The following is a 21439-nucleotide window of genomic DNA, read 5'->3' on the forward strand; positions in this document are numbered from 1 at the left end:
AAACTATCCCCGCCCGTTAATGAAGGTCAAGAACGGCGCAGGAAAACTTGCACATCTGCCACATTCGTGCCCGTGCCACCAATCACCAACAAATCACCCGCCGCCTGTAGCCCGTGAAAGCTGTCGTTGTTCCCCAACACCGCATCCACATCCAGCCCCGCATCCGCAATCCGCGCACAGGTTTGCGTATCGACAATGCCACCTGCGGCATCGGTCGGGCCATCGCGCCCGTCTGTCCCACCGCTCAGGAACACCCAATCATCACCGCTTTCCGCTGCCCCTTGTGCAACGCGCAAGGCAAGCTCCTGATTGCGCCCACCCACGCCATCACCTACCAGCTTCACCGTGGTTTCCCCACCAAATATCAAAGTGCAATCTCCAGAATGAGCGTTCATCGCCGACAGCACCTTTTGCGCGGCCTCCGCCACATCCCCTTCCAACGCATCATCCACGATCACAGTGCCGTCACAGGCTGCCACCATCGCCTCTAGGCTCACACGGTTCGATCCGATGATCTGATTGTACGCTGGCCGCATCTCGGCCACATCTTCATCGCGGCCCAAATGATCCCGAACCGCCTGCGGCATGGCATCCCAAGCACCCGCATCCATCAAAACTCTGCGGGCCTCGGCATGGGTGCCCACACGACCCACGGTGGGACCACTGGCCACCACCCGCAAATCATCGCCAATCACGTCAGACAGGATCAATGCCCGCACCGAGGCCTTCGTGGCCGCCAACAACCCGCCGCCTTTCAATCGGCTCAAGCACTGGCGCACCAAATTCATCTGATTAATATCAAGCCCCGAACCCAACAAAACCGCATTGGCCGCCTGTTTGTCCGCCGCCGAAACACCTTCCACAGGCGCAATCGCCAATGCCGAACCGCCCCCTGAAATCAACGCCAAAACCTGATCTTCAGGGCCCAAACCCGCCACAAAATCCAAAATCGCAGCCCCCGCCGCGACACTTCCATCGCTTGGCACAGGATGCTCCCCAATCATCACCTCGGCCCCTGCAATGTCCTGTGCATTTTCCGCGTTTGTCACCACCAGCGCCTTGCTTGCCTCTACATGCAACAGCGCCTCGGCCATCATGGCTCCTGCCGCTTTGCCCAGCGCAATAACCGCCACGGGCCCCGTCACAGGCTGTGCATTCAATGCACGGCGCACCGCGCCCGCAGGGTCCGCTGCCGCCACCCCCGCTTGAAAAATGCGCGTGGCCTCGGCTCTTAATGCTGCATTGTTCATGAAATTCTCCCACTTACAGGCGAACATAACCGCAGCGTCACAAATCGCCAACGCATCTTGCTCAATAGGTCCAGCTATCGCACACTCTGCCCCATGCCTGACCAAACCAAAATCGACCGCCTCAACGCCGAAATCGACGCACGCCGCGATGATCTGATTGCCCTGACCCAAGACCTCATCCGGATTCCAACCGTCAATCCGCCGGGCGAAAACTACCGCCTGATCTGCGAATACCTTGAAACCCGCCTCAAACCACGCGGCTTTGATTGCGACCTCATCCGCGCCTTTGAAACCCCAGGGGACAGCGAAAAATATCCCCGCTGGAACATCATCGCGCGGCGCGAAGGCACGACACAGGGCGATTGCGTCCACTTCAACTCTCACACCGATGTCGTGGAACTTGGCCAAGACTGGACACGCGATCCTTTTGGCGGCGACCTTGACGGGGATAAAATCTATGGTCGCGGCTCTTGCGATATGAAAGGCGGCCTCGCGGCATCCATCATCGCCGCCGAAGCCTTCATCGACACCTTCCCAGACTTCGCAGGCGCCATCGAAATCTCTGGCACAGCAGATGAGGAAACAGGCGGCTTTGGCGGCGTCGCCTACCTTGCAGAAAAGGGTTACTTCGCCCCAACCCGTGTGCAGCACGTGATCATCCCCGAACCCCTTGGCCTTGATTGTATCTGCTTGGGCCATCGCGGCGCATGGTGGGCAGAGATTGAAACAAAGGGACGCAATGCTCACGGCTCCATGCCGTTCTTGGGCGATTGCGCCGTACGCCACATGGGTGCAGTCCTGTCAGAAATGGAAACCTCGCTCTATCCCCTGTTGGCCTCCAAGCGCACCGACATGCCCGTGATCCCCAAGGGCGCACGCCAATCCACGCTCAACATCAACTCGTTCCACGGCGGCCAAGACGAACCCGAACCCGATTTCACGGGCCTGCCGAGCCCCATGGTCCCTGACAGCGCGCGCATGGTCATCGACCGCCGCTTCCTGATCGAAGAAACCCTCGAAGACGTGCAAACCGAAATTTACAACGTTCTGGAAAAGGTAAAATCAGAACGCACCGATTTCGATTACAAAGTCCGCGAAATCCAGCAAATCCACCCCTCCATGACAGCCAAAGACGCCCCCGTCGTCACCTCTATCGCTGCCGCCATCGAAAAAACCCTCGGCAAACCCGCCGAATATGTTGTCTCGCCCGGCAGTTACGATCAAAAACACATCGACCGCATCGGCCATTTGCAAAACTGCATCGCCTACGGCCCGGGCATCCTAGAGCTCGCCCACCAACCCGATGAATACGTCGAAGTCTCCGCAATGATCGACAGCGCCAAAGTCATGGGGCATTCCCTGTGTGACTTGCTGCTTGAATAACGTCCGCTTCGCAGTGGATATTTAACCTCAAAAAAGGCTCTTAAGGTTCTGTTAACCTTCTTGAGCCTTCTTTGTTCTCCAAATACTCAAATCTGCCCCACCAATTGCGTTAGCTTCGCCATGGCGGGCATGGACGCCGCCTTCATCCGCCCCAAGATCGCCTGTTTTTCCGCGTCATCTGGCGACACACCGCGCACCATTCCACTGAACCCGTCCAGCCGATTGTGCGTCAGCCAATCGCGGATATCACTGTCACGCGACCAATTGTATTGGTTCATCATGAACGGGATCATCATGCGAATCCAATCCGTGTCGTGATTGGGCAAAGGCACCACCGTAGACAGCGCATTTTTCTCGACCTCGGTGTCTTTCACCACCTCAATATGCGCAATCAACGCCGCCGAAAACACAGGCTGATAAGACCGCACGGTTTGGGGCGTAATCAGATCGCCTTCAAAAATCGGTTTCGTTTTAAGGTTTGAAATGGCGCTGGCAGAACAATCCACATGCACGATATTTGGCCCCGTCGGAACACTCCCCTGATCCAGCAAAATCTCATCCACGCCAATCTTTTGCACCCGCCCCAAACGCAGCACATTCTTCACCCGCCGCATTTCGGCCAGTTCTGCTTGGCTCACGGTGGCCCCATGAAACATCTTCGGCTTCACATCTCGATCAAGCCGCAGCAAAACTCCGCTGTCCTCCAGCCGATCAAACAAATCATCCACACTCTCAGCCGCCGCAATCGCTTCGAACTGAAGCGCCTGCGCGCCAAGTGTGCTGTTGAAAAACGAAATATCCGATTGCGTGTTTTTACGGTCCAGCATCCACCCATCGCGCGGCATGATCCAACGGATCGTATCAGGGTCCACACTATTGCCCAGCAACCACAAAACCGCATCCATGCCCGTCTTGCCACCGCCCACAATCACATAACCCTCAGGCTTGCGATCAATCTTTGGCAGGTCATTCAGCGGCATGAACCACACCCCATTTTCCACCTCAAACTGCGGCGTATGCGTGGATGGAACCGTGGTTTTCAGATAGGTGGCATCAACGGTTTTCCCCGCTTCCACCTCAAACACCTCCCCTGTCAGCGTGTTTTCAAACATCCCCGCCCCGTCAGAGCGGCACATTGGAAAATATCGCACCCGCCCGCTTGGCAAAAAGGTCTCGTGCATCACCGCGTCAAAATAGGCCGCCACCTCGGCCCCCGTGGCCAGTGACCCCAATCCTTTGTTCAACCCAACTTGATCAAACTTGCCATTTGACAATTCGCGCGAACTCACTCCGTAAAACGCACTTGGTTGATGTAGTGTTACGAACGGATAGGCGTTGTTCCAATGCCCACCTGGTTTCGCGAATTGATCCACAATGATGATATCCGCATCGCTCTCGCTCACCAACACATCGGCAAAGGCCATGCCCACAGCACCACTGCCCACAATCAGGTAATCAGTTTTCAATTGGGTCGGTGTCATCGGGTGCTCCATCGGCAAATCTTTCGCCAAATATGCACCGATTGCGCGCTAAACCAACCTTAACCCCACGGCAAAACTACACCGCAATATTGTCGATTAGCCGCACACCTTCAAACCACACCGCCGCAAACAACCGCGCGGGACGCTCCGCCGCCCACAACAGTGACAGGTTGTTAATGCCGCGCAGGTCGATGTATTCCACCTCGCCAAATCCAGCGTCGCTCAGCCGCGCAATCGCACGATCCCGCAGCACGGCCAACGGCGCGCCTTCACGCAAACCTGCGGCAATCCCTTGCAATTCCTCATGCAGCAACGCCGCCGTTTCAAACCCAGCCTCTGACAATTGCAAATTGCGCGATGACATGGCCAAACCGTTCGGCTCTCGGATTGTGGGGCAACCAACCACCTCAATCGGGATATCCAAATCCGCCGCCATGCGTTTCACCACCAACAATTGCTGGAAATCCTTCTCCCCAAAAAACGCCTGATCCGCCGCCGTTTGCGTGAACAGCTTGGCCACCACCGTGGCCACCCCTTCGAAATGGCCGGGGCGATGCACCCCGTCCATACAATCCGTTAAACCTTCCACGGTCACAGTCGATGAAAACCCATCGGGATACATCGTATCCCCATCGGGCACATAGACCACATCCACCCCCAACGGTGCGAGCTTCTCTGCATCTTCATGCTCGGTGCGCGGATAATTCGCTAAATCTTCTGGGTTGTTGAACTGCTTTGGGTTCACAAAAATCGTGACAATCACCCGGTCACACGCCGCCTTGGCCGCCGAAACCAAACTCAAATGCCCCGCATGCAACGCACCCATGGTGGGCACCACGCCCACAACCTCGCCCGCCCGCTTCCACGCGGTCACCGTGGCCCGTAACGCAGCCAAATCCCGTTCAATCACTGGCGTCATTTACGCGTCTTTCTTTGGCAAAACATCTGCAAACACATGCTCTGGTCCGGGGAATTTGCGCGTTTTCACATCCGCCGCATACTGCGCAATCGCTTCTTCAGCCGTTATGCCAAGCTCTGCAAACCGCTTTACAAACTTCGCCTTAAACGCCGTGAACAACCCCAGCATATCGTCCAGCACCAATATCTGACCATCACACCCTGCAGATGCGCCGATCCCGATGGTCGGAATTTCCACCTCTGCCGTGATCCGGTCACTCAGCCCCTCTGGCACTTTTTCCAGCACAACCGCAAACGCCCCTGCATCCGCCACGGCTTTGGCATCCGCCACAACTCGCTCTGCATCCGCATCACGCCCCTGAACCTTATAGCCACCCAACGTATTAATCGACTGCGGCGTCAGCCCCACATGCGCCATCACTGGCACACCGCGCTTGACCAGAAACGCAATGGTTTCCGCCATCTCAACGCCGCCTTCCAGCTTCACCGCACCCGCGCCCGTTTTTGCCATCAACCGCGCGCCATTGCGAAACGCCTGCTCTTTGCTTTCCTCATAGGACCCAAACGGCATGTCCACGACCATCATGGCACTGTTCAATCCCCGCGCCACCGCCTGACCATGCAGGATCATCATCTCCATCGTCACACCCAGCGTGCTGGGCTGCCCATGCAGCACCATGCCAACGCTGTCCCCCACCAGAACGAAATCGCAATGGGCATCCATCATCTGCGCCATCGGGGTGGTATAGGCGGTCAGGCTCACCAACGGCTCTCCCCCTTTGCGAGCCCGAATATCCATCGGCATCGGTGCTTTTTTCTGTGCTGTGGCGCTCATGGTTTGCCCCCTGTGCTGTATTGCAAATCGGATGTAATGCCTGCCCTTGCGAAAGACCACCCTCCCCATGCGTCAGGCGCTAAAAACCCACACCCTTGATTGCACAGGCATTTACTGGAACACTCACCCTAAGACTTTGCTCGCATCCAGATAGGAGATCCTCGATGACATTCTTCAAAGCAACGCTCACGGCCACCGCTGTGCTACTGGCCTCTTCTGCACTCGCCAAAGACGATCTGACCATCGCGATCCAACTGGAACCACCCCACCTTGATCCAACCTCCGCCGCGGCAGGGGCCATTGACAGCGTGCTTTACTCCAACGTGTTCGAGGGCCTCACCCGCTTTGGCCCAGACGGATCGGTCAATCCAGGCCTCGCCGAAAGCTGGACCATTTCTGACGATGGCCTCACCTACACCTTCAAACTGCGCGAAGGCGTGACCTTCCACGATGGCACCACCATGGACGCCGATGATGTGGTCTTTTCCCTCAACCGCACCCAAGGCGAAGAGTCAGCGAACGCCCAAAAAGCACTCTACGCAGGCATCTCATCCGTCGAAGCCATAGACCCAACAACCGTCAAACTCACCCTCTCTGCCCCCAACGGTTCCATGCTCTTTAACCTCGCATGGGGGGACGCTGTGATCGTCGCGCCTGAAAGCATCGACACCATCAAACAAAAACCAATCGGCACAGGCGCGTTTAAATTCGACAATTGGGTGCAGGGCGACAAAATTGATTTGTCACGCAACGAAAATTACTGGGGTACGGCCCCTGCGCTGGCCAAAGCCACCTTTAAATTCATCTCTGATCCCACGGCCGCCTTCGCCGCAATCATGGCCGAAGACATCGACGCCTTCGCAGGGTTCCCTGCCCCAGAAAACCTCCCCCAATTCGAAGCAGACCCGCGTTTCAAAGTCATCGTGGGCAACACCGAAGGGGAAACGATCCTGTCCACCAACAACAAAATGCCGCCCTTTGACAATGTGAAGGTGCGCAAGGCGCTGGCCCACGCCATCGACCGCCAAGCCATCATTGACGGCGCCATGTTCGGCCTTGGCACGCCCATCGGCACGCATTTTGCGCCGCACAACCCAGACTACGTGGACCTGACAGGGAACAGCACCTATGATCCTGAAATGGCCAAGAAACTGCTGGCCGAAGCAGGCTTCCCCGATGGATTCAAAACCACACTGAAACTGCCACCCCCCTCCTATGCACGGCGCGGTGGCGAAATCATCGCAGCCCAACTGCGCCAAGTGGGGATCGAAACGGAAATCTCTAACCTCGAATGGGCGCAATGGCTCGAACAAGTGTTCCGTGGCAAGGATTACGGCCTGACCATCGTGTCCCACACCGAACCCTTTGACATCGGCATCTACGCCAACCCCGAGTATTACTTCCAATACGACAATGCCGATTTCCAAAAACTGATCGCGGATTTGAACGTCGAAGCCGACCCCGCCAAACGCACCGAAATGATCGCAGCGGCACAAACGATCATCTCCGAGGATTACGTCAACGGCTACCTGTTCCAATTGGCGACGCCCACAGTGGCCAAAGCAGGCCTGCAGGGCCTGTGGAAAGACGCGCCGACGCAAGCGACGGATTTGACAGGGGTAAGTTGGGCCGAATAACCTCCCCGTAGGGTGCGCATTCATTGCGCACCATTCCGCCACTTCCCCAAACACAAACGCCGCCCAAAAAGGCGGCGTTTTTCGTTAGAGACAAACGAACCGTTGCACCCAAAAAGCAAAGGCAGCGCCAACCTTGGGTGGCGCGAATGCGCCTGTCAGCCGACAGGTGATTGCTTGCAATCACCGAAAGTAACCCATGGGGGAGGCGAGAGCTTTGCCTGCAAAGCCGAGACGGTAAGGTTTTGGGACAAAACCTGATAATCGGCGCAGCCCTACGGTGCCGTCGGGCCAGAAACGATAATCTGATTCCGACCTACATTCTCGTCTTTTTTTTCTCTTGAAAGTATGAATGCACAACAGGAATAAACGACACCGAAACATCTTTGAATTTGCGAACACGGCGCAAATAGTCATCCGCAATTTTTAGTTCAAACAAAGTCATCAAGGGCAGATTCTTGGGGTCAGGGCGTCCCTTCCTCTTGTCGTAAAGCAGCCATAGGCAAACTGAATAGTTATTGTCTGTGACCTTCTCTATGTCTTCTGGAATGTCATTGAGAAAATTCTGAGCCGACGGCCGTCCAGATTTTCTTATGTGTTCTCGGATTTCACCTAAGAATACTGGGTCTGTAAGAAACGCTTCTGAATAGAACTTAGCCTGCGAAAAAAGGTGGCTAAGCGAAGACGCGCCTCCCGTCGGTTTGCAATGAATAATGCGAACGGAGCCTTCATCATCGTAACTTAAAATATCACAAAATTCCTTGTTGCTTAATCCGTTGCCGACTTTCAACTTCGCTCCGTCAAACTTGATACTCTTGCCATCGGCTTCAACTGCCTTGCTGTTGAACACACTTTCGCGATTGGTTTTTGTAACAGGATCGTAGATTTCAAAATTTTTGACTTCATCTTTGCATTCAACGATGTTCAAACGGTGGTCCACAAAATCCATGATGCTTTTATAAAAGTCGTAATCAACCTTCGACCAAATCCCATCGCTGAGCAAAAAATACCCGTCGTCGATCTTTCGCTCGTCAACAATGCAATCGTAAACAGACCAATTTTGATTTGCCAAAATCTTTTCATCAATGGTGGAGTACAAATATATCTTCTTATTCACCATTTTCTTTATCGTCAGTTCACCTCTGATTGCATTGCCCACCTGTTCGATTTTAAGGTCAGAATATTTCGTTGTTGGTGTCTTGGTGCTGTTTGAAAACACGAATGCAGTTTCGTCCGTCAAAACAAATTCTGGAATACACAGGTGACTTTGTCCAAAATCCTCATTCTTTAGTGCCTCTAGAAGAAGTGCATCCAGTTCTTCGACCTGCTCTTGCGTCGCTGGAATTAGATTGTGATAATTCGGAAAAGTGGTCTTATAGTCGTCCAACTCATAAGTACTAAGAAACTGTTTGCATTTTTCAATCAAACCGTCCCAAGACAGTTTTTCCTTGCCCGACACTTTCATGGTCAGGTTGCTTCTTCCTTGAAGCGTGATGTTGTCTTCTCCAATTATGTTGGCCGAGATGTATTTCAGGTCTTCTGTTTCGTTCAAACCAAATGAAAACGCATCAGATGGACGACTGGTTTGCCGATCAACACTGGTTGTGGTCAGTCCACGGTTTTGAGATCTCACCTGACGAATTTGTTCATTGCCGCACATATTCATGGCTGTTCTGACACCAAAATCTTGCACCAAAACACTCTTATTTAAATAAGTAGAAGGTGAGCGACCAAATGTGGCAATCAATAAACGTTCTTCAATTCCAATCGTCAGTATCCCGTTAGCTGATTTCGTGTGCCCCTCAAAGGAAAGTTTTGTATCATCCTCTAATTGGCCGTTCACAAAATCAAGCCAAGGAGGATTTGTTTTCTGACTTCCGGTTTCAAAATATCTAAACTCGCAAGGATTTTCTCCGTGTACGAATTTTCTTAGAGCGTAATTTTGCTTTTTCTCCATTGTTTCGATTGCGAGCAAAACATCCGTAATTTTCATGCCTTCGGAAGCTAAGTAAAACGAAATGTGACCAATGGCTGTTTCTTCAATGTCTTCAAACAAATTCATGCACTCACTCCTCAAAAAATTTAATTTGGCTAATATATTTCAACTTATGATCGTATCTCCATAATTCAACCGTAGTTTCCTGTTTGTTATTTGGTGGTGCTTGGGTTCCATTCCGCCCAAACGCAACAAAGCTTAACTCCAGAAAAAACACGTTACCCATACCCGCGGACCCCCTGTTTCTGGCTAGTTTGCATTTCCCCAAAACCGACCAAAACACCCAAACCCTACCCCACCGCGCGCCTCTCTGAGCGCGGTTGCGCAAGTGTCCTCGCGCCGCTAACGTCACCCCATGCTGCGCTACACATTATCCCGTCTCCAATCTCTGATCCTGTCGTTGATCGCAGCCAGTCTCGTCATATTTTTAACGGTTGAAATCGTTCCGGGGGACCCCGCGTCCTTCATGCTCGGCCTCAACGCGAGTGAGGACACAATCGCCGCCTTACGGGACCAACTGGGCCTAAATGTTCCAACATATCAAAGGTATATCAACTGGGTCGTGGGATTGGTGCAGGGGGATTTCGGAACCAGCTACACTTACCGCACCCCCGTGTCACAAATGATTGCAGATCGCCTCTGGATCAGTCTGCCGCTCGCGCTTTACGCGCTCACACTGTCTACCGTGATCGCCTTTCCTGCGGGTATCTTGGCCGCCACAAAACGCGGCTCCATCGCGGATGTTCTGGTGATGGGCTTCACCCAACTCGGCGTCGCCATTCCTAACTTCTGGTTTGCGATGCTGATGGTCCTGCTCTTCGCAATCAACCTACAATGGTTCTCCGCAGGTGGATTTCCGGGATGGGACAATCCGCTGCTTGCCATGAAATCTCTCACTCTTCCTGCCATCGCTCTCGCTCTTCCACAGGCCAGCATCCTCGCCCGCGTTATGCGCTCGGCCCTCCTTGACACCCTGTCCGAAGACTACATCCGCACCGCCCGCGCCAAGGGCCTGACCCGACGCCAAACCCTGCGCCGCCACGCCCTGCGCAACGCCCTGATCCCTGTGCTGACGATCATCGGATTGCAGTTCAGCTTCCTCATGGCGGGCGCCATTATCATCGAAAATGTCTTCTTCCTCCCAGGCCTTGGGCGGCTGGTCTTTCAGGCCATTACACAGCGCGATTTGATCGTGGTGGAAAGCGTTGTCATGCTCCTCGTTTTTGCGGTCATTGTCGTGAATTTCGCGGTTGATATCGCCTATGCGATTGTGGATCCCAGATTGCGGAACGCGCGATGAACAGGGCTAAACACCACAAGTTAACTCATCGCAAATGGGCCGCGCGCTCATGAGCTTTTTGCGCAACAGAAACATCTTCATCGGCGCGGCCCTCACTGCCGTTTTCGCCGCGCTCGCTCTCGTCTCATTTGTCTACACGCCTTACGATGTCACAGGGGTGGACATCGCGAACCGCCTCAAAAAACCGCTGTCCGAAGGCTACCTTCTCGGCACCGATCACTTTGGCCGCGATATCCTGTCGATGATCATGGTGGGGGCCCGCACCTCTATCGCCGTGGCCCTTGTGGCCGTCAGCATCGGCATCCTGCTCGGTGTGCCGCTCGGTCTTGCGGCGGCCGCCAACAAAGGCTCGCTCACGGATGAGTTGATCATGCGCTCCAACGACCTCGTGTTCGCCTTCCCAAGCCTCGTCATCGCCATCCTGATCACCGCCATCTTCGGCCCCTCAGCGCTCAACGCCATTATCGCCATCGGCATTTTCAACATCCCCGTCTTTGCCCGCCTCACCCGCGGCGCGGCGCTGTCGCTTTGGCAACGGGATTACATCCTGTCGGCCCGCGTCGCAGGCAAAGGCCCCGCCCGCATTTCCATCGAACACATCCTCCCGAACGTCACGAACCTCTTGATTGTCCAAGGCACCATCCAGTTCTCGCTTGGCATCCTCGCCGAAGCGGGCCTGTCCTACGTCGGCCTTGGCGCACAACCCCCGATCCCCAGTTGGGGCCGCATGCTGGCAGACTCCCAAACCATGATCTCTTTCGCACCGCACATGGCGCTGTTCCCGGGCCTCGCCATCGTGTTCACCGTGCTGGGTTTAAACCTGATGGGCGATGGGCTGCGCGACATATTTGATCCTCGCATCCGCAGGGGCAAATCATGACCCTGCTGGCCATTGAAAACCTGCACCTGTCGATCCACGACACCGAAATCCTGCATGGTATTTCCCTGACCGTCGACGCAGGCCAGATCGTTGGCGTGATTGGCGAGAGCGGTTCTGGCAAATCCATGACCGCCTATTGCACAACTCAACTGTTGCCAAATGGATCACACACAACGGGCAAAATAACACTTGATGGAACGGACATTCTGAACGCGCCTGAACACACCATGTGCGCCCTGCGCGGCAACGACATTTCTATGGTGTTTCAAGAACCCATGACCGCGCTCAACCCTGTTAAAACCATCGGGGACCAAGTGGCCGAAACCATCCTGATTCACGAACCAAACACCTCCAAAGCGGACTCCATGACACGGGCCGCAGAGGCGTTGGAACGTGCTGAACTCCCGAACGACAGTTTCCCACTGTCCCGTTTCCCACACGAAATGTCAGGGGGCCAACGCCAGCGCGTCGTGATCGCCATGGCCATTGCGCTGCGTCCAAAACTCCTGATCGCGGATGAACCCACAACCGCGCTCGATGTGACCACACAGGCTGAAATTCTGCGTCTTTTATCCAGCCTTGTGCGCGAAGACGGCATGGGTCTGATGATGATCACACACGACCTTGCGGTGGTGTCAGGAATGGCCGATCACATCCACATCATGCAGCACGGACGCATCGTCGAAAACGGCCCAGCAGAAACGCTGTTTCAGACCATGCGGCACCCCTATTCTAAGGCCCTGCTTGCGGCTTCCGCCCACGTGCCAGATCGCGACGCAGCCGACACCGAAACACCGCTGCTCACAGTGCAAAACGTCACCCGCGATTACACTCTGCCACGCAAAACCCTGTTTGGAAAACCTGGCACGTTCCGCGCCGTCGATGATGTGTCCTTCACCATCAAACGCGGCGAAAGCCTTGGCCTTGTGGGGGAAAGTGGTTGCGGAAAATCCACGCTCACCCGTGCCATCCTCGGCCTTGAACAAATCCAAGGCGGCGAGATCCTGATGTCTGGCGACCCTGTCTTTACTGGCAAGAGGCCCAACCGCGCGGTACGGCGCAAAATGCAGGTGGTGTTCCAAGACCCCTACGGCAGCTTCAACCCCCGCCACCGTGTCGCGCGCCTCGTGTCCGAACCCTTCCACCTGCTCGATACCCCACCACCCGACCGCACGGACCGCGTCGCCGAGGCTCTCATTTCCGTCGGCCTCTCCCCCAATGACGCCGACAAATACCCGCACGAGTTTTCAGGCGGCCAACGCCAGCGCATCGCCATCGCCCGCGCCCTCATCATCAAACCCGAACTGATCATACTGGATGAGGCCGTAAGCGCCCTAGACGTCTCCATCCGCGCCCAAATCCTCGACCTGCTGGCCGAACTGTCAGCCTCACACGGCCTCACCTATCTGTTCATTTCGCACGATTTATCAGTGGTGCGTTCCATCACCGACCGTGTGCTGGTAATGAAGGCGGGCAAGATCGTGGAACAGGGCGAAACGGATCAGGTGTTTGACGCGCCCGTGCATCCCTATACGCAAAATCTGATCGCAGCGGCGCCACAACTGCCAAGCAAGATGTGACGCCCCACTTGTGCGGATCGTGATCACACGTCTGCAACCAGACAGTTAAACACCCCCATTCCAAAACATGATCCTTACCACAATCTTACCCCAGACGCGTTGTCGTCGACGCGTTGTGCATGACGCGTCTTATAAGACGCGTCATGATTCATTTCTTGTTAAGAAAGGCACGCGCCGCGCCTAAGTCACGCGGCGCAGCTGGTTGACTTCCAATCCCATTGCCTATCATTTGAAATGCAGTTTCCCGCACGAAACCAACAGCCGAGAACCATCCATGACCCACCTCCCCGACCTCTGGTTTGATCCAACAAAATGCTTCATCAACGGTCAATGGGTTGCCCCCCTTGGCGGCGAACAGCTGGCGCTCACCAACCCCTCTACAGGCGAAGACATTGGCACCATCGCACGCGGAACCGCTGCCGACATAGACGCTGCCGTTGCCGCCGCCGAAGCCGCACGTCACGGTGAATGGGCCCGCACCCCAGCGTTTGAAAGGGGCCGCATCCTTGCCCGTATCAGTCAACTGATCCTCACCCGCGTCGAAGACCTTGCACGGATTGAGGCAACAGATGTCGGCAAACCCCTCACCCAAGCCCGTGCAGACGCCATCGCCATGGCCCGCTACATGGAATTCTACGCAGGGGCCGCCGATAAAATCCACGGCGAAACAATCCCTTACCTTGATGGCTACACCGTTTATACCCTGCGCGAACCCCATGGCGTGACAGGCCACATCGTGCCGTGGAACTATCCCATGCAGATCATCGGGCGCTCTGTGGGTGGGGCGCTGACCATGGGCAACACCTGCGTCTTAAAACCCGCTGAAGAGGCCTGCCTCACCGCCCTAGCCTTCGCTGATATCGCCCGCGAGTCGGGCCTACCAGACGGCGTCCTAAACGTTGTTCCAGGCCTCGGGTCCGAGGCAGGCGCAGCGCTCTCGTCCCACACAGGCGTCCACCACATGTCCTTCACAGGCTCCGTCGGCACGGGCCAACTGATCCAAACCGCCGCTGCCCAAAACGTCATCCCCGTCACACTCGAACTCGGTGGCAAATCCCCGCAACTGGTGTTCGATGACGCCGACTTCGACGCGGCCCTCCCGTTCCTCGTGAACGCAGGCATCCAGAACGCAGGCCAAACCTGCTCTGCTGCCTCTCGCATCCTTGTCCAGCGCGGCGTGTATGACGAAGTCACCAGCAAAATGGCCGCCAAATACCGCGACCTCAAAGTCGGCCCCGCCATGGATGACCTCAACGTCGGCCCCCTCATCTCGGCCCGCCAAAAAGACATCGTCACAGATTTCCTTGCCAAAGGCAGCGACCTCACCATCGCCGCCCAAGGCGAGATCATCGCAGATGCCCCATCTGGCGGACACTACGTTGCGCCAACCCTGTTCGAAGGCGTCGCACCCGACCACCCCCTCGCCCAACAAGAAATCTTCGGCCCCGTGCAAACCATCATCCCGTTCGATGACGAAGAAGACGCCATCACCATCGCCAACGGCACCGATTACGGCCTCGTCGCGTCTATCTGGTCCCAAAACGGCGCACGCCAATTCCGCCTCGCCAAAGCGCTCGACACAGGACAAGTGTTTATCAACAACTACGGCGCAGGGGGCGGTGTCGAATTGCCCTTCGGCGGGGTTGGCAAATCGGGCCACGGTCGCGAAAAAGGGTTCGAAGCGCTCTATGGCTTCTCCAAACTCAAAACCGTCGCAGCCCTGCATGGATAAGACATGACCAAATACATCGACACCCACGCCTTTACCGTTCGCCCGTCTGACTGTGATGCACTTGGCCATATGAACGTAGCCCGCTATCTTGATGGCTGCTCGGACGCGGGGTTTTCTTTGCAATCCGTGTGGTCCCTGACACCCGAAGACATCCGCGATGGCCGCCAACTTGCCTTTGTTGTGGCGCATGCAGACTCAAATTTTCTGCGCGAACTGCGCATCGGCGATCACATTCAGGTCCGCTCTGAACTGATCAAAGCAGGGACGAAATCCTGCAAAGTGTGCCACCACTTTTTCCTAGACGACACGGAGGTTTTTAATTCCACCTTCACCCTTGTTTTGATGAACCTCAAAACCCGCAAAGCCGAAGCCATGCCCGACGATCTGCGTGTGTCCCTTCTTGCCGCCCATGCTTAGGCTGTCCAACAAACAGGCCCGCCGCCTCTGGCTGCACACAAACGGCATCGCTCAGCCGCAAACAGGCCCCGCCGACGCACTGCAAATCATCCGCGATCTGGGCTTCGTGCAAATCGACACCATCCGCAACGTCACGCGGGCCCACCATCACATCCTGTGGTCACGCAATCCGAATTACCGCGAAAAACAACTCTGGCCCCTCTTGGGCAAACACCGTCAAATTTTCGAACATTTCACCCACGATGCCTCGCTCATCCCGATGGAATTCTACCCCATGTGGGGCCGCCAATTTGCGCGCATGGCGGTGAAAATGGCTAAATGGTATCCCAACATCGACCAAGCCACCAAAGACGACATCTTCGCGCGGATCAAAGCCGAAGGCGCACTGTCCACTCACGCGTTTGATACAAAAATCGAAGGCCCGCGCGAAATGTGGGCCCGCCCGCCGCATAAAAAGGCCCTCGATCTTATGTGGTACGACGGCACGCTATCCACTTGCTTTCGCGAGAATTTCACCAAGTTCTACAACCTCACCGACCGCGTTGTCCCCGATCACCTGCGCACCCCCAAAGGCAGCGACACGGATCAAATCAACTGGCTCTGCACCGCCGCCATGGAGCGTTTGAACTTCGCCACCCAAGGCGAAATCCAACGGTTTTGGGAAGCAATGGACGCCAAAGAAACCCGCCGTTGGACCGAAACCCAGACCCACCTGATCCCTGTCGAAATCGAACGCGCAGATCGCACGACCTACACGGCTTTTGCACATCCCGACATCGAACACCGCCTTGCCAACAGCCCCGACCCAACCAGCCGCCTTCAACTCCTCAACCCGTTCGACCCCGCCATCCGCGACCGCACCCGCCTCGCCGCTCTCTTTGGTTTTGAATACGTCAACGAAATGTTCTTGCCCGCCGCCAAACGCCGCTGGGGCTATTACGTCTATCCACTCCTTGAACGGGACCGCTTCGTCGGCCGCATCGAACTCAAGGCAGATCGCAGTAAATCAGAAATGTACGTCACAGGGTTCTGGCCCGAACCCGGCGTCAAATGGTCCACCGCGCGCCACAAAAAGCTCGACACAGAACTCACCCGCTTTGCCCGCCTCGCAAGCCTAAAACACATCGATTGGCAGGCCCAACGCGCCTAATTTCTTCTGGCCCTAAATATCCAAATCCACTCTCGCGACGCAACGCAATCCTTGCAATCCTTTCTCCCTCAACAGACGCTGGTAAAAAAGGAACCGCACCCATGATCAAACTCCACCACCTCAACCGCTCCCGCTCGCTCCGCATCCTTTGGCTGCTTGAGGAACTCGGCGTCGAATACGAGGCAATCCGCTATGAACGGGACCAGAAAACCAACCTCGCCCCACCCGAACTCCTCAACTTGCACGCCCTCGGCAAATCCCCCGTGCTGGAAATCGACGGCCGCATGGTCATCGAATCCGCCGCCATTGTCGAAGCGATTTGCGCGCGTCACGGCCAACACCTGATCCCTGCCACGGACTCCGATGCCTACATCACCCATATGGAACTGATGCACTTCGCCGAAGGCTCCGCGATGCTGCCAATCCTGTTAAATCTTTACACCTCAAAACTCGGCGATGCAGCGGCCCCTTTGCAACCACGCATTCAATCCGAATTGAAGAACCACTTTGATTATATGGAACAGATGCTGCGTCCCTCTGGCCATTGGGTCAGCGATGATCTGTCTGCGGCAGATATCATGCTGTCTTTCCCTGCCACCATTGTGTTGCGCTATGGTATGGGCGACCAATACCCAAAGATCGCTTCCTTCGTGGATTGGATGCAAAATCGTCCCGCGTTTCAGGCCGCATTGGCAAAAGGTGGCGGAGACTAGCCCGCCTCCTAAAAACCCACTACGCTGCCACAAACATACGGGAGATTTGCCATGAGACTCGCAGGAAAAACCGCCATCGTCACAGGGGCTGCGTCGGGCTTTGGCGCAGGAATTGCGCTGAAATTCATCGCCGAAGGGGCCAAAGTGGTGGTGGCAGACATCAACACAGATGGGGCGAGCGAAACCGCCAAAACCCTGGGTAAAAACGCTATTCCCTGCCATGTGGATGTGGGCGATGGGGCCTCCATCAACGCCCTGCGGGACACAGCGATTGAGGCATTTCAAACCATCGACATCGTGGTCAACAACGCAGGTGTCACCCACCTGCCCACCCCGATGGAAGACGTGTCAGAGGCAGATTTTGATCGCGTGATGAATGTGAATATGAAATCCATCTATTTCATGGCAAAGGCTCTGGTGCCCCACATGAAAGCCAACAAAACGGGCAATTTTTTGAACGTATCGTCCACCGCTGGCATTTCCCCACGCCCCAACCTCAATTGGTATAACGCGTCCAAAGGTTGGGTGAACACCGCCACCAAAACCATGGCCGTGGAACTCGCCCCTTTTGGCGTCCGCGTGAATGCGCTGAATCCCGTCGCTGGCGAAACACCTTTGCTGGCTTCCTTCATGGGCGAAGACACCCCCGAACGGCGCGCTGCGTTCCTGTCCACCATTCCCTTGGGCCGCTTTTCCACCCCCGAAGACATGGCCAACGCCGCCACGTATCTGTGTTCAGACGAAGCATCCATGATCACGGGTGTCTGCATGGAAGTCGACGGCGGGCGCTGTATCTGATGCAGGTTGGCCCCAAGAACTTGATCACCGATGTGCCTGGTCTTCGCGTTGGCAACGCATCAGACGACACGCTAAAATCAGGCAGCACGGTCCTGCTGGCAGATAAGCCCTTTATCGCGTCCGTCGATGTGATGGGCGGCGCCCCGGGCACGCGCGAAACCGATCTGCTCGCTCCTGACAAAATGGTCGAAGCCATCGACGCGCTGGTTCTTTCGGGCGGCTCTGCCTTTGGTCTTGATGCAGCCACAGGGGTACAAGAACGTCTGCGCCAAGATGGGCGCGGATTTGCCCTTGGCCCTGCGGTTATCCCGATCGTCCCCGCCGCCATCATTTTTGACCTTCTCAACGGCGGCGACAAAGATTGGGACCGCAACCCTTACTACGACCTCGGCGTTGCAGCCTATAACAACGCAGCGACAGATTTCGACATCGGAACCGCAGGGGCGGGCACGGGTGCGCTCACCGCCATGCACAAAGGCGGCCTTGGCTCTGCGTCTTTCACGCTCGACAGTGGGCACACCGTTGGTGCTTTGGTCGCCGCCAACCCCATTGGTGCCGTGACGCAACCCAATTCCCGTCACTTCTGGGCTGCCCCCTTTGAACAAAACGGCGAATTTGGCGGGCTAGGCCCCGACACACAATCCAACATCGCGACCCCAGAACCGAGCCGCAAGGTCGCCGCCATGGCGAAACTCGGCCGCGTCCCTCACGGTGCACCGACCAATACCACAGTCGCAATCATCGCCACCGACGCGCCACTGACCAAAGCAGAATGCAAACGGCTCGCCACCGCCGCACATGATGGAATGGCCCGCGCCATTATGCCAAGCCATACGCCACATGACGGTGATCTGATCTTCGCGCTGTCCACAAACCCACGCAACGGCGAACCGCCCGCTGATCTCATGACACTTGGCAATGCGGCGGCTCATTGTATCGCCCGATCCATCGCCCGCGCGGTGTATCACGCTACGCCTGCTGACAACGATCTGCTGTCAACATGGGCACAGGACACACCTTCTTCAGAGTAAAAATATCCGCGCCGCAGGCATTCCGCCCGCACGGGTAACTACAGACCCAAACAGTGGCGCATAATCGCCTTTTGCACGTGCAAACGGTTTTCAGCCTCGTCGAAAATCACCGAATTTGGCCCGTCCATCACGCTTGATGTGGCCTCATCCTCGCGGTGGGCTGGCAAACAGTGCATGAACAACGCAGTGTCATTGGCATGGGACATCAATTCATCATTCACCTGATAAGGCCGCAGCATATTATGGCGCCGTTCTTTGGTGGATTGGCTGTCGTGCATCGACACCCATGTATCCGCCACAACCAAATCGGCCCCTTGCACCGCTAAGGCTGGATCACGCTCAATGGTGACGCGAACACCCGCTTTGCGGGCCAGTCCGACAAACTCATCCTCTGGGTCCAACTGCTGTGGCCCCGTAAACGTAAAATCAAACCCAAACTGCCCTGCGGCGTGCAGGAAGGACGCACACACATTGTTGCCATCCCCACACCAGACAACTTTCTTGCCTTTGATCGGGCCGCGATGTTCCTCAAACGTCATCACATCCGCCATGATCTGGCAGGGATGCGTGCGGTCGGTCAGACCGTTGATCACAGGCACATCGGAAAATTCCGCCATTTCCAACAGCACGCTTTCATCGAACGTGCGGATCATGATCAAATCAACATAGCGCGACAAAACCCGCGCTGTATCCGCAATGGTTTCCCCATGGCCAAGCTGCATGTCAGCACCTGACAAAACCATGGTTTCTCCACCCATCTGGCGCACGCCCACATCAAAAGAAATCCGCGTCCGTGTGGACGGTTTTTCAAATATCAGGGCAACCATCTGCCCTGAAAGCGGCTGATCCGTGTCCGCCGTCCCCTTAGGCAGGCCCGCGCGGGTGTTTTTCATCAGCTGCGCTTGATCTAAAATCTGGCGCAGCGCCGCAGGGTCGGTTTTGTGAATATCCAGAAAATGCGTCATTTGGCGGCCTCAATGGCGCTCGCCGCTTGATCGAGCAGATCAACCGCCTGCCCAATTTCATCATCAGACATGTTGAGCGGTGGCAGCAAACGGATCACATTGTCCCCCCCTGGCACAGTTAGAACGCCCGCATCATAGCCCGCTTTCACCACATCAAGATTGGTGACTTTGCACTTCACCCCGATCATCAGCCCAAGGCCACGCACCTCTTCAAACACATCGGGATGGCTCGCGACAAGCCCTTCCAGCTTTTGGCGAAACAGCCCAGCTTTGCCGTTCACTGCATCCAGAAACTCATCATTCGCAACAATATCCATCACCGCACCGCCCACGGCGCAGGCCATCGGATTGCCGCCATAAGTGGAGCCGTGCGTGCCCGCAACCATACCGCTGGCCGCATCCTCGGTCGCCAAACACGCGCCTAGCGGAAAGCCACCGCCGATACCCTTGGCCACGGCCATAATATCTGGTTCAATCCCCGCCCATTCATGGGCAAACAATTTACCAGTCCGCCCTACACCGCATTGAATTTCATCAAAAATCAACAAGATACCGTGTTTATCACACAGATCGCGCAGCCCCTTCAGACATTGATCGGGGATTGGAATAATCCCGCCTTCGCCCTGCACAGGTTCCACCAAAATCGCCGCGGTTTTATCATCCACTGCCGCTTCCAGCGCATCATGATCCCCCACAGGTAAATGAATGAACCCAGGCAACAACGGCCCAAACCCTTTGGTCAGCTTTTCGGCCCCCGCCGCAGAAATCATTCCAAGCGAACGACCATGAAAGCTGTCGTTAAACGCGATAATATTCACCCGTTCAGGATTGCCCTTCTCGTAATGATACTTGCGCGCCATTTTCACCGCACATTCCATGCTTTCCGTGCCAGAGTTGGTGAAAAACACTGTATCGGCAAACGTGTGTTCCACCAGCTTTTCTGCCAAAGATTGCTGGTTCGGGATCTGGTACAGGTTCGATGTATGCCACAACTGCGTTGCTTGATGCTGCAATACTTCAACCAGTTTTGGATGCGCATGACCCAGCGCATTCACCGCAATACCCGCGCCCATATCCAGATAGCGTCGGCCCTGATCGTCCACCAACCAGCTTCCTTCGCCTTTGACAAAAGCCATGGGCGCACGTCCGTATGTGGGCAGAATTTCAGGGATCATCGAAGTCTTCCTTCTGTATTTTAAGCGCCAATCCGTGACGGATCATGGGCTGTAAGTCAATTATGTTAGGGGTGGCTCGGGAAACAAAAACGAGCCGCGTAGCGGTAAGCTGGCGGTGGATACAATTAGCGTCGGCGTCGCGGCGTTGTGTATGCTGTCGTGTTTTCCATGACGCTCACCTAATGCGCGGCACGCCGTCCC

At 55.8% G+C, this 21439-nt stretch carries 18 protein-coding genes; 11 read left to right on the forward strand and 7 right to left on the reverse strand.

Features of this window, described 5'->3' with window-relative positions; all coding sequences use genetic code 11:
• Positions 1 to 26: 26 nt before the first annotated feature.
• Positions 27 to 1250, reverse strand: a complete 1224-nt coding sequence (locus QBD29_RS13325) for a DUF4147 domain-containing protein (protein ID WP_280098581.1) — start codon at positions 1248 to 1250, stop codon at positions 27 to 29.
• Between the two features lie 93 nt (positions 1251 to 1343).
• On the opposite strand from QBD29_RS13325, the gene QBD29_RS13330 reads away from it, so the two are divergent.
• Positions 1344 to 2633: an acetylornithine deacetylase/succinyl-diaminopimelate desuccinylase family protein gene (locus tag QBD29_RS13330; protein ID WP_280098582.1), complete on the forward strand. Its 1290-nt coding sequence runs from the start codon at positions 1344 to 1346 to the stop codon at positions 2631 to 2633.
• 86 nt (positions 2634 to 2719) lie between these two features.
• Here the strand turns inward: QBD29_RS13330 and QBD29_RS13335 are convergent, their stop codons facing one another.
• From QBD29_RS13335 to panB, 3 genes are all read right to left on the reverse strand, one after another.
• Complete coding sequence (locus QBD29_RS13335) at positions 2720 to 4114, reverse strand: hypothetical protein (protein WP_280098583.1); 1395 nt, start codon at positions 4112 to 4114, stop codon at positions 2720 to 2722.
• A gap of 76 nt (positions 4115 to 4190) precedes the next feature.
• A complete protein-coding gene (panC, locus tag QBD29_RS13340; RefSeq protein WP_280098584.1) occupies positions 4191 to 5033 on the reverse strand; it encodes a pantoate--beta-alanine ligase in 843 nt (280 codons plus the stop codon).
• The gene (panB, locus tag QBD29_RS13345) at positions 5034 to 5867 is read right to left on the reverse strand and encodes a 3-methyl-2-oxobutanoate hydroxymethyltransferase (RefSeq protein WP_280098585.1); all 834 of its coding nucleotides are present in this window, start codon (positions 5865 to 5867) and stop codon (positions 5034 to 5036) included.
• Between the two features lie 164 nt (positions 5868 to 6031).
• Between panB and QBD29_RS13350 the strand changes: the two genes are divergently transcribed.
• Positions 6032 to 7504: an ABC transporter substrate-binding protein gene (locus QBD29_RS13350; RefSeq protein ID WP_280098586.1), complete on the forward strand. Its 1473-nt coding sequence runs from the start codon at positions 6032 to 6034 to the stop codon at positions 7502 to 7504.
• A 313-nt stretch (positions 7505 to 7817) separates the two neighbouring features.
• On the opposite strand, the gene QBD29_RS13355 is transcribed toward QBD29_RS13350, so the two are convergent.
• Positions 7818 to 9563 carry a DUF6119 family protein gene (locus QBD29_RS13355; RefSeq protein WP_280098587.1) on the reverse strand — a complete coding sequence of 582 codons (1746 nt, stop codon included), beginning with the start codon at positions 9561 to 9563 and terminating at the stop codon, positions 7818 to 7820.
• 289 nt (positions 9564 to 9852) lie between these two features.
• On the opposite strand from QBD29_RS13355, the gene QBD29_RS13360 reads away from it, so the two are divergent.
• The 9 genes from QBD29_RS13360 to QBD29_RS13400 all read left to right on the forward strand — a co-directional run bounded on the left by QBD29_RS13360 (position 9853) and on the right by QBD29_RS13400 (position 19098).
• Positions 9853 to 10797, forward strand: a complete 945-nt coding sequence (locus QBD29_RS13360) for an ABC transporter permease (protein ID WP_280098588.1) — start codon at positions 9853 to 9855, stop codon at positions 10795 to 10797.
• A 49-nt stretch (positions 10798 to 10846) separates the two neighbouring features.
• A complete protein-coding gene (locus QBD29_RS13365; RefSeq protein WP_280098589.1) occupies positions 10847 to 11677 on the forward strand; it encodes an ABC transporter permease in 831 nt (276 codons plus the stop codon).
• Positions 11674 to 13257, forward strand: coding sequence for a dipeptide ABC transporter ATP-binding protein (locus tag QBD29_RS13370; RefSeq protein ID WP_280098590.1), 1584 nt, complete (start codon positions 11674 to 11676; stop codon positions 13255 to 13257). The genes QBD29_RS13365 and QBD29_RS13370 overlap by 4 nt, the downstream gene beginning before the upstream one ends.
• Before the next feature lie 274 nt (positions 13258 to 13531).
• Entirely contained in the window at positions 13532 to 14989 is a 1458-nt protein-coding gene (locus QBD29_RS13375) for an aldehyde dehydrogenase family protein (RefSeq protein WP_280098591.1), read from the forward strand.
• Between the two features lie 3 nt (positions 14990 to 14992).
• Positions 14993 to 15406: a thioesterase family protein gene (locus QBD29_RS13380; RefSeq protein ID WP_280098592.1), complete on the forward strand. Its 414-nt coding sequence runs from the start codon at positions 14993 to 14995 to the stop codon at positions 15404 to 15406.
• Positions 15399 to 16556: a crosslink repair DNA glycosylase YcaQ family protein gene (locus QBD29_RS13385; protein WP_280098593.1), complete on the forward strand. Its 1158-nt coding sequence runs from the start codon at positions 15399 to 15401 to the stop codon at positions 16554 to 16556. The genes QBD29_RS13380 and QBD29_RS13385 overlap by 8 nt, the downstream gene beginning before the upstream one ends.
• Positions 16557 to 16657: 101 nt before the next feature.
• Positions 16658 to 17269 carry a glutathione S-transferase gene (locus QBD29_RS13390; protein WP_280098594.1) on the forward strand — a complete coding sequence of 204 codons (612 nt, stop codon included), beginning with the start codon at positions 16658 to 16660 and terminating at the stop codon, positions 17267 to 17269.
• A 51-nt stretch (positions 17270 to 17320) separates the two neighbouring features.
• On the forward strand, positions 17321 to 18067 hold the full coding sequence (locus QBD29_RS13395) for an SDR family oxidoreductase (RefSeq protein ID WP_280098595.1): 747 nt from the start codon (positions 17321 to 17323) through the stop codon (positions 18065 to 18067).
• Positions 18067 to 19098, forward strand: a complete 1032-nt coding sequence (locus QBD29_RS13400) for a P1 family peptidase (protein WP_280098596.1) — start codon at positions 18067 to 18069, stop codon at positions 19096 to 19098. The genes QBD29_RS13395 and QBD29_RS13400 overlap by 1 nt, the downstream gene beginning before the upstream one ends.
• Positions 19099 to 19136: 38 nt before the next feature.
• Here QBD29_RS13400 and argF read toward each other — a convergent pair whose 3' ends face one another.
• On the reverse strand, positions 19137 to 20063 hold the full coding sequence (gene argF / locus QBD29_RS13405; protein WP_280098597.1) for an ornithine carbamoyltransferase: 927 nt from the start codon (positions 20061 to 20063) through the stop codon (positions 19137 to 19139).
• Positions 20060 to 21238: an aspartate aminotransferase family protein gene (locus tag QBD29_RS13410; RefSeq protein WP_280098598.1), complete on the reverse strand. Its 1179-nt coding sequence runs from the start codon at positions 21236 to 21238 to the stop codon at positions 20060 to 20062. The genes argF and QBD29_RS13410 overlap by 4 nt, the downstream gene beginning before the upstream one ends.
• Positions 21239 to 21439 lie beyond the last annotated feature (201 nt).

It is taken from the genome of Amylibacter sp. IMCC11727 (assembly GCF_029854195.1).
Classification (GTDB): Bacteria; Pseudomonadota; Alphaproteobacteria; order Rhodobacterales; family Rhodobacteraceae; genus Amylibacter.

Coding starts and splice junctions, on each gene's coding strand:
- QBD29_RS13325 (WP_280098581.1), bottom strand. CDS start 1,250: ATGAACAATGCAGCATTAAGAGCCGAGGCCACGCGCATTTTTCAAGCG.
- QBD29_RS13330 (WP_280098582.1), top strand. CDS start 1,344: ATGCCTGACCAAACCAAAATCGACCGCCTCAACGCCGAAATCGACGCA.
- QBD29_RS13335 (WP_280098583.1), bottom strand. CDS start 4,114: ATGACACCGACCCAATTGAAAACTGATTACCTGATTGTGGGCAGTGGT.
- panC (WP_280098584.1), bottom strand. CDS start 5,033: ATGACGCCAGTGATTGAACGGGATTTGGCTGCGTTACGGGCCACGGTG.
- panB (WP_280098585.1), bottom strand. CDS start 5,867: ATGAGCGCCACAGCACAGAAAAAAGCACCGATGCCGATGGATATTCGG.
- QBD29_RS13350 (WP_280098586.1), top strand. CDS start 6,032: ATGACATTCTTCAAAGCAACGCTCACGGCCACCGCTGTGCTACTGGCC.
- QBD29_RS13355 (WP_280098587.1), bottom strand. CDS start 9,563: ATGAATTTGTTTGAAGACATTGAAGAAACAGCCATTGGTCACATTTCG.
- QBD29_RS13360 (WP_280098588.1), top strand. CDS start 9,853: ATGCTGCGCTACACATTATCCCGTCTCCAATCTCTGATCCTGTCGTTG.
- QBD29_RS13365 (WP_280098589.1), top strand. CDS start 10,847: ATGAGCTTTTTGCGCAACAGAAACATCTTCATCGGCGCGGCCCTCACT.
- QBD29_RS13370 (WP_280098590.1), top strand. CDS start 11,674: ATGACCCTGCTGGCCATTGAAAACCTGCACCTGTCGATCCACGACACC.
- QBD29_RS13375 (WP_280098591.1), top strand. CDS start 13,532: ATGACCCACCTCCCCGACCTCTGGTTTGATCCAACAAAATGCTTCATC.
- QBD29_RS13380 (WP_280098592.1), top strand. CDS start 14,993: ATGACCAAATACATCGACACCCACGCCTTTACCGTTCGCCCGTCTGAC.
- QBD29_RS13385 (WP_280098593.1), top strand. CDS start 15,399: ATGCTTAGGCTGTCCAACAAACAGGCCCGCCGCCTCTGGCTGCACACA.
- QBD29_RS13390 (WP_280098594.1), top strand. CDS start 16,658: ATGATCAAACTCCACCACCTCAACCGCTCCCGCTCGCTCCGCATCCTT.
- QBD29_RS13395 (WP_280098595.1), top strand. CDS start 17,321: ATGAGACTCGCAGGAAAAACCGCCATCGTCACAGGGGCTGCGTCGGGC.
- QBD29_RS13400 (WP_280098596.1), top strand. CDS start 18,067: ATGCAGGTTGGCCCCAAGAACTTGATCACCGATGTGCCTGGTCTTCGC.
- argF (WP_280098597.1), bottom strand. CDS start 20,063: ATGACGCATTTTCTGGATATTCACAAAACCGACCCTGCGGCGCTGCGC.
- QBD29_RS13410 (WP_280098598.1), bottom strand. CDS start 21,238: ATGATCCCTGAAATTCTGCCCACATACGGACGTGCGCCCATGGCTTTT.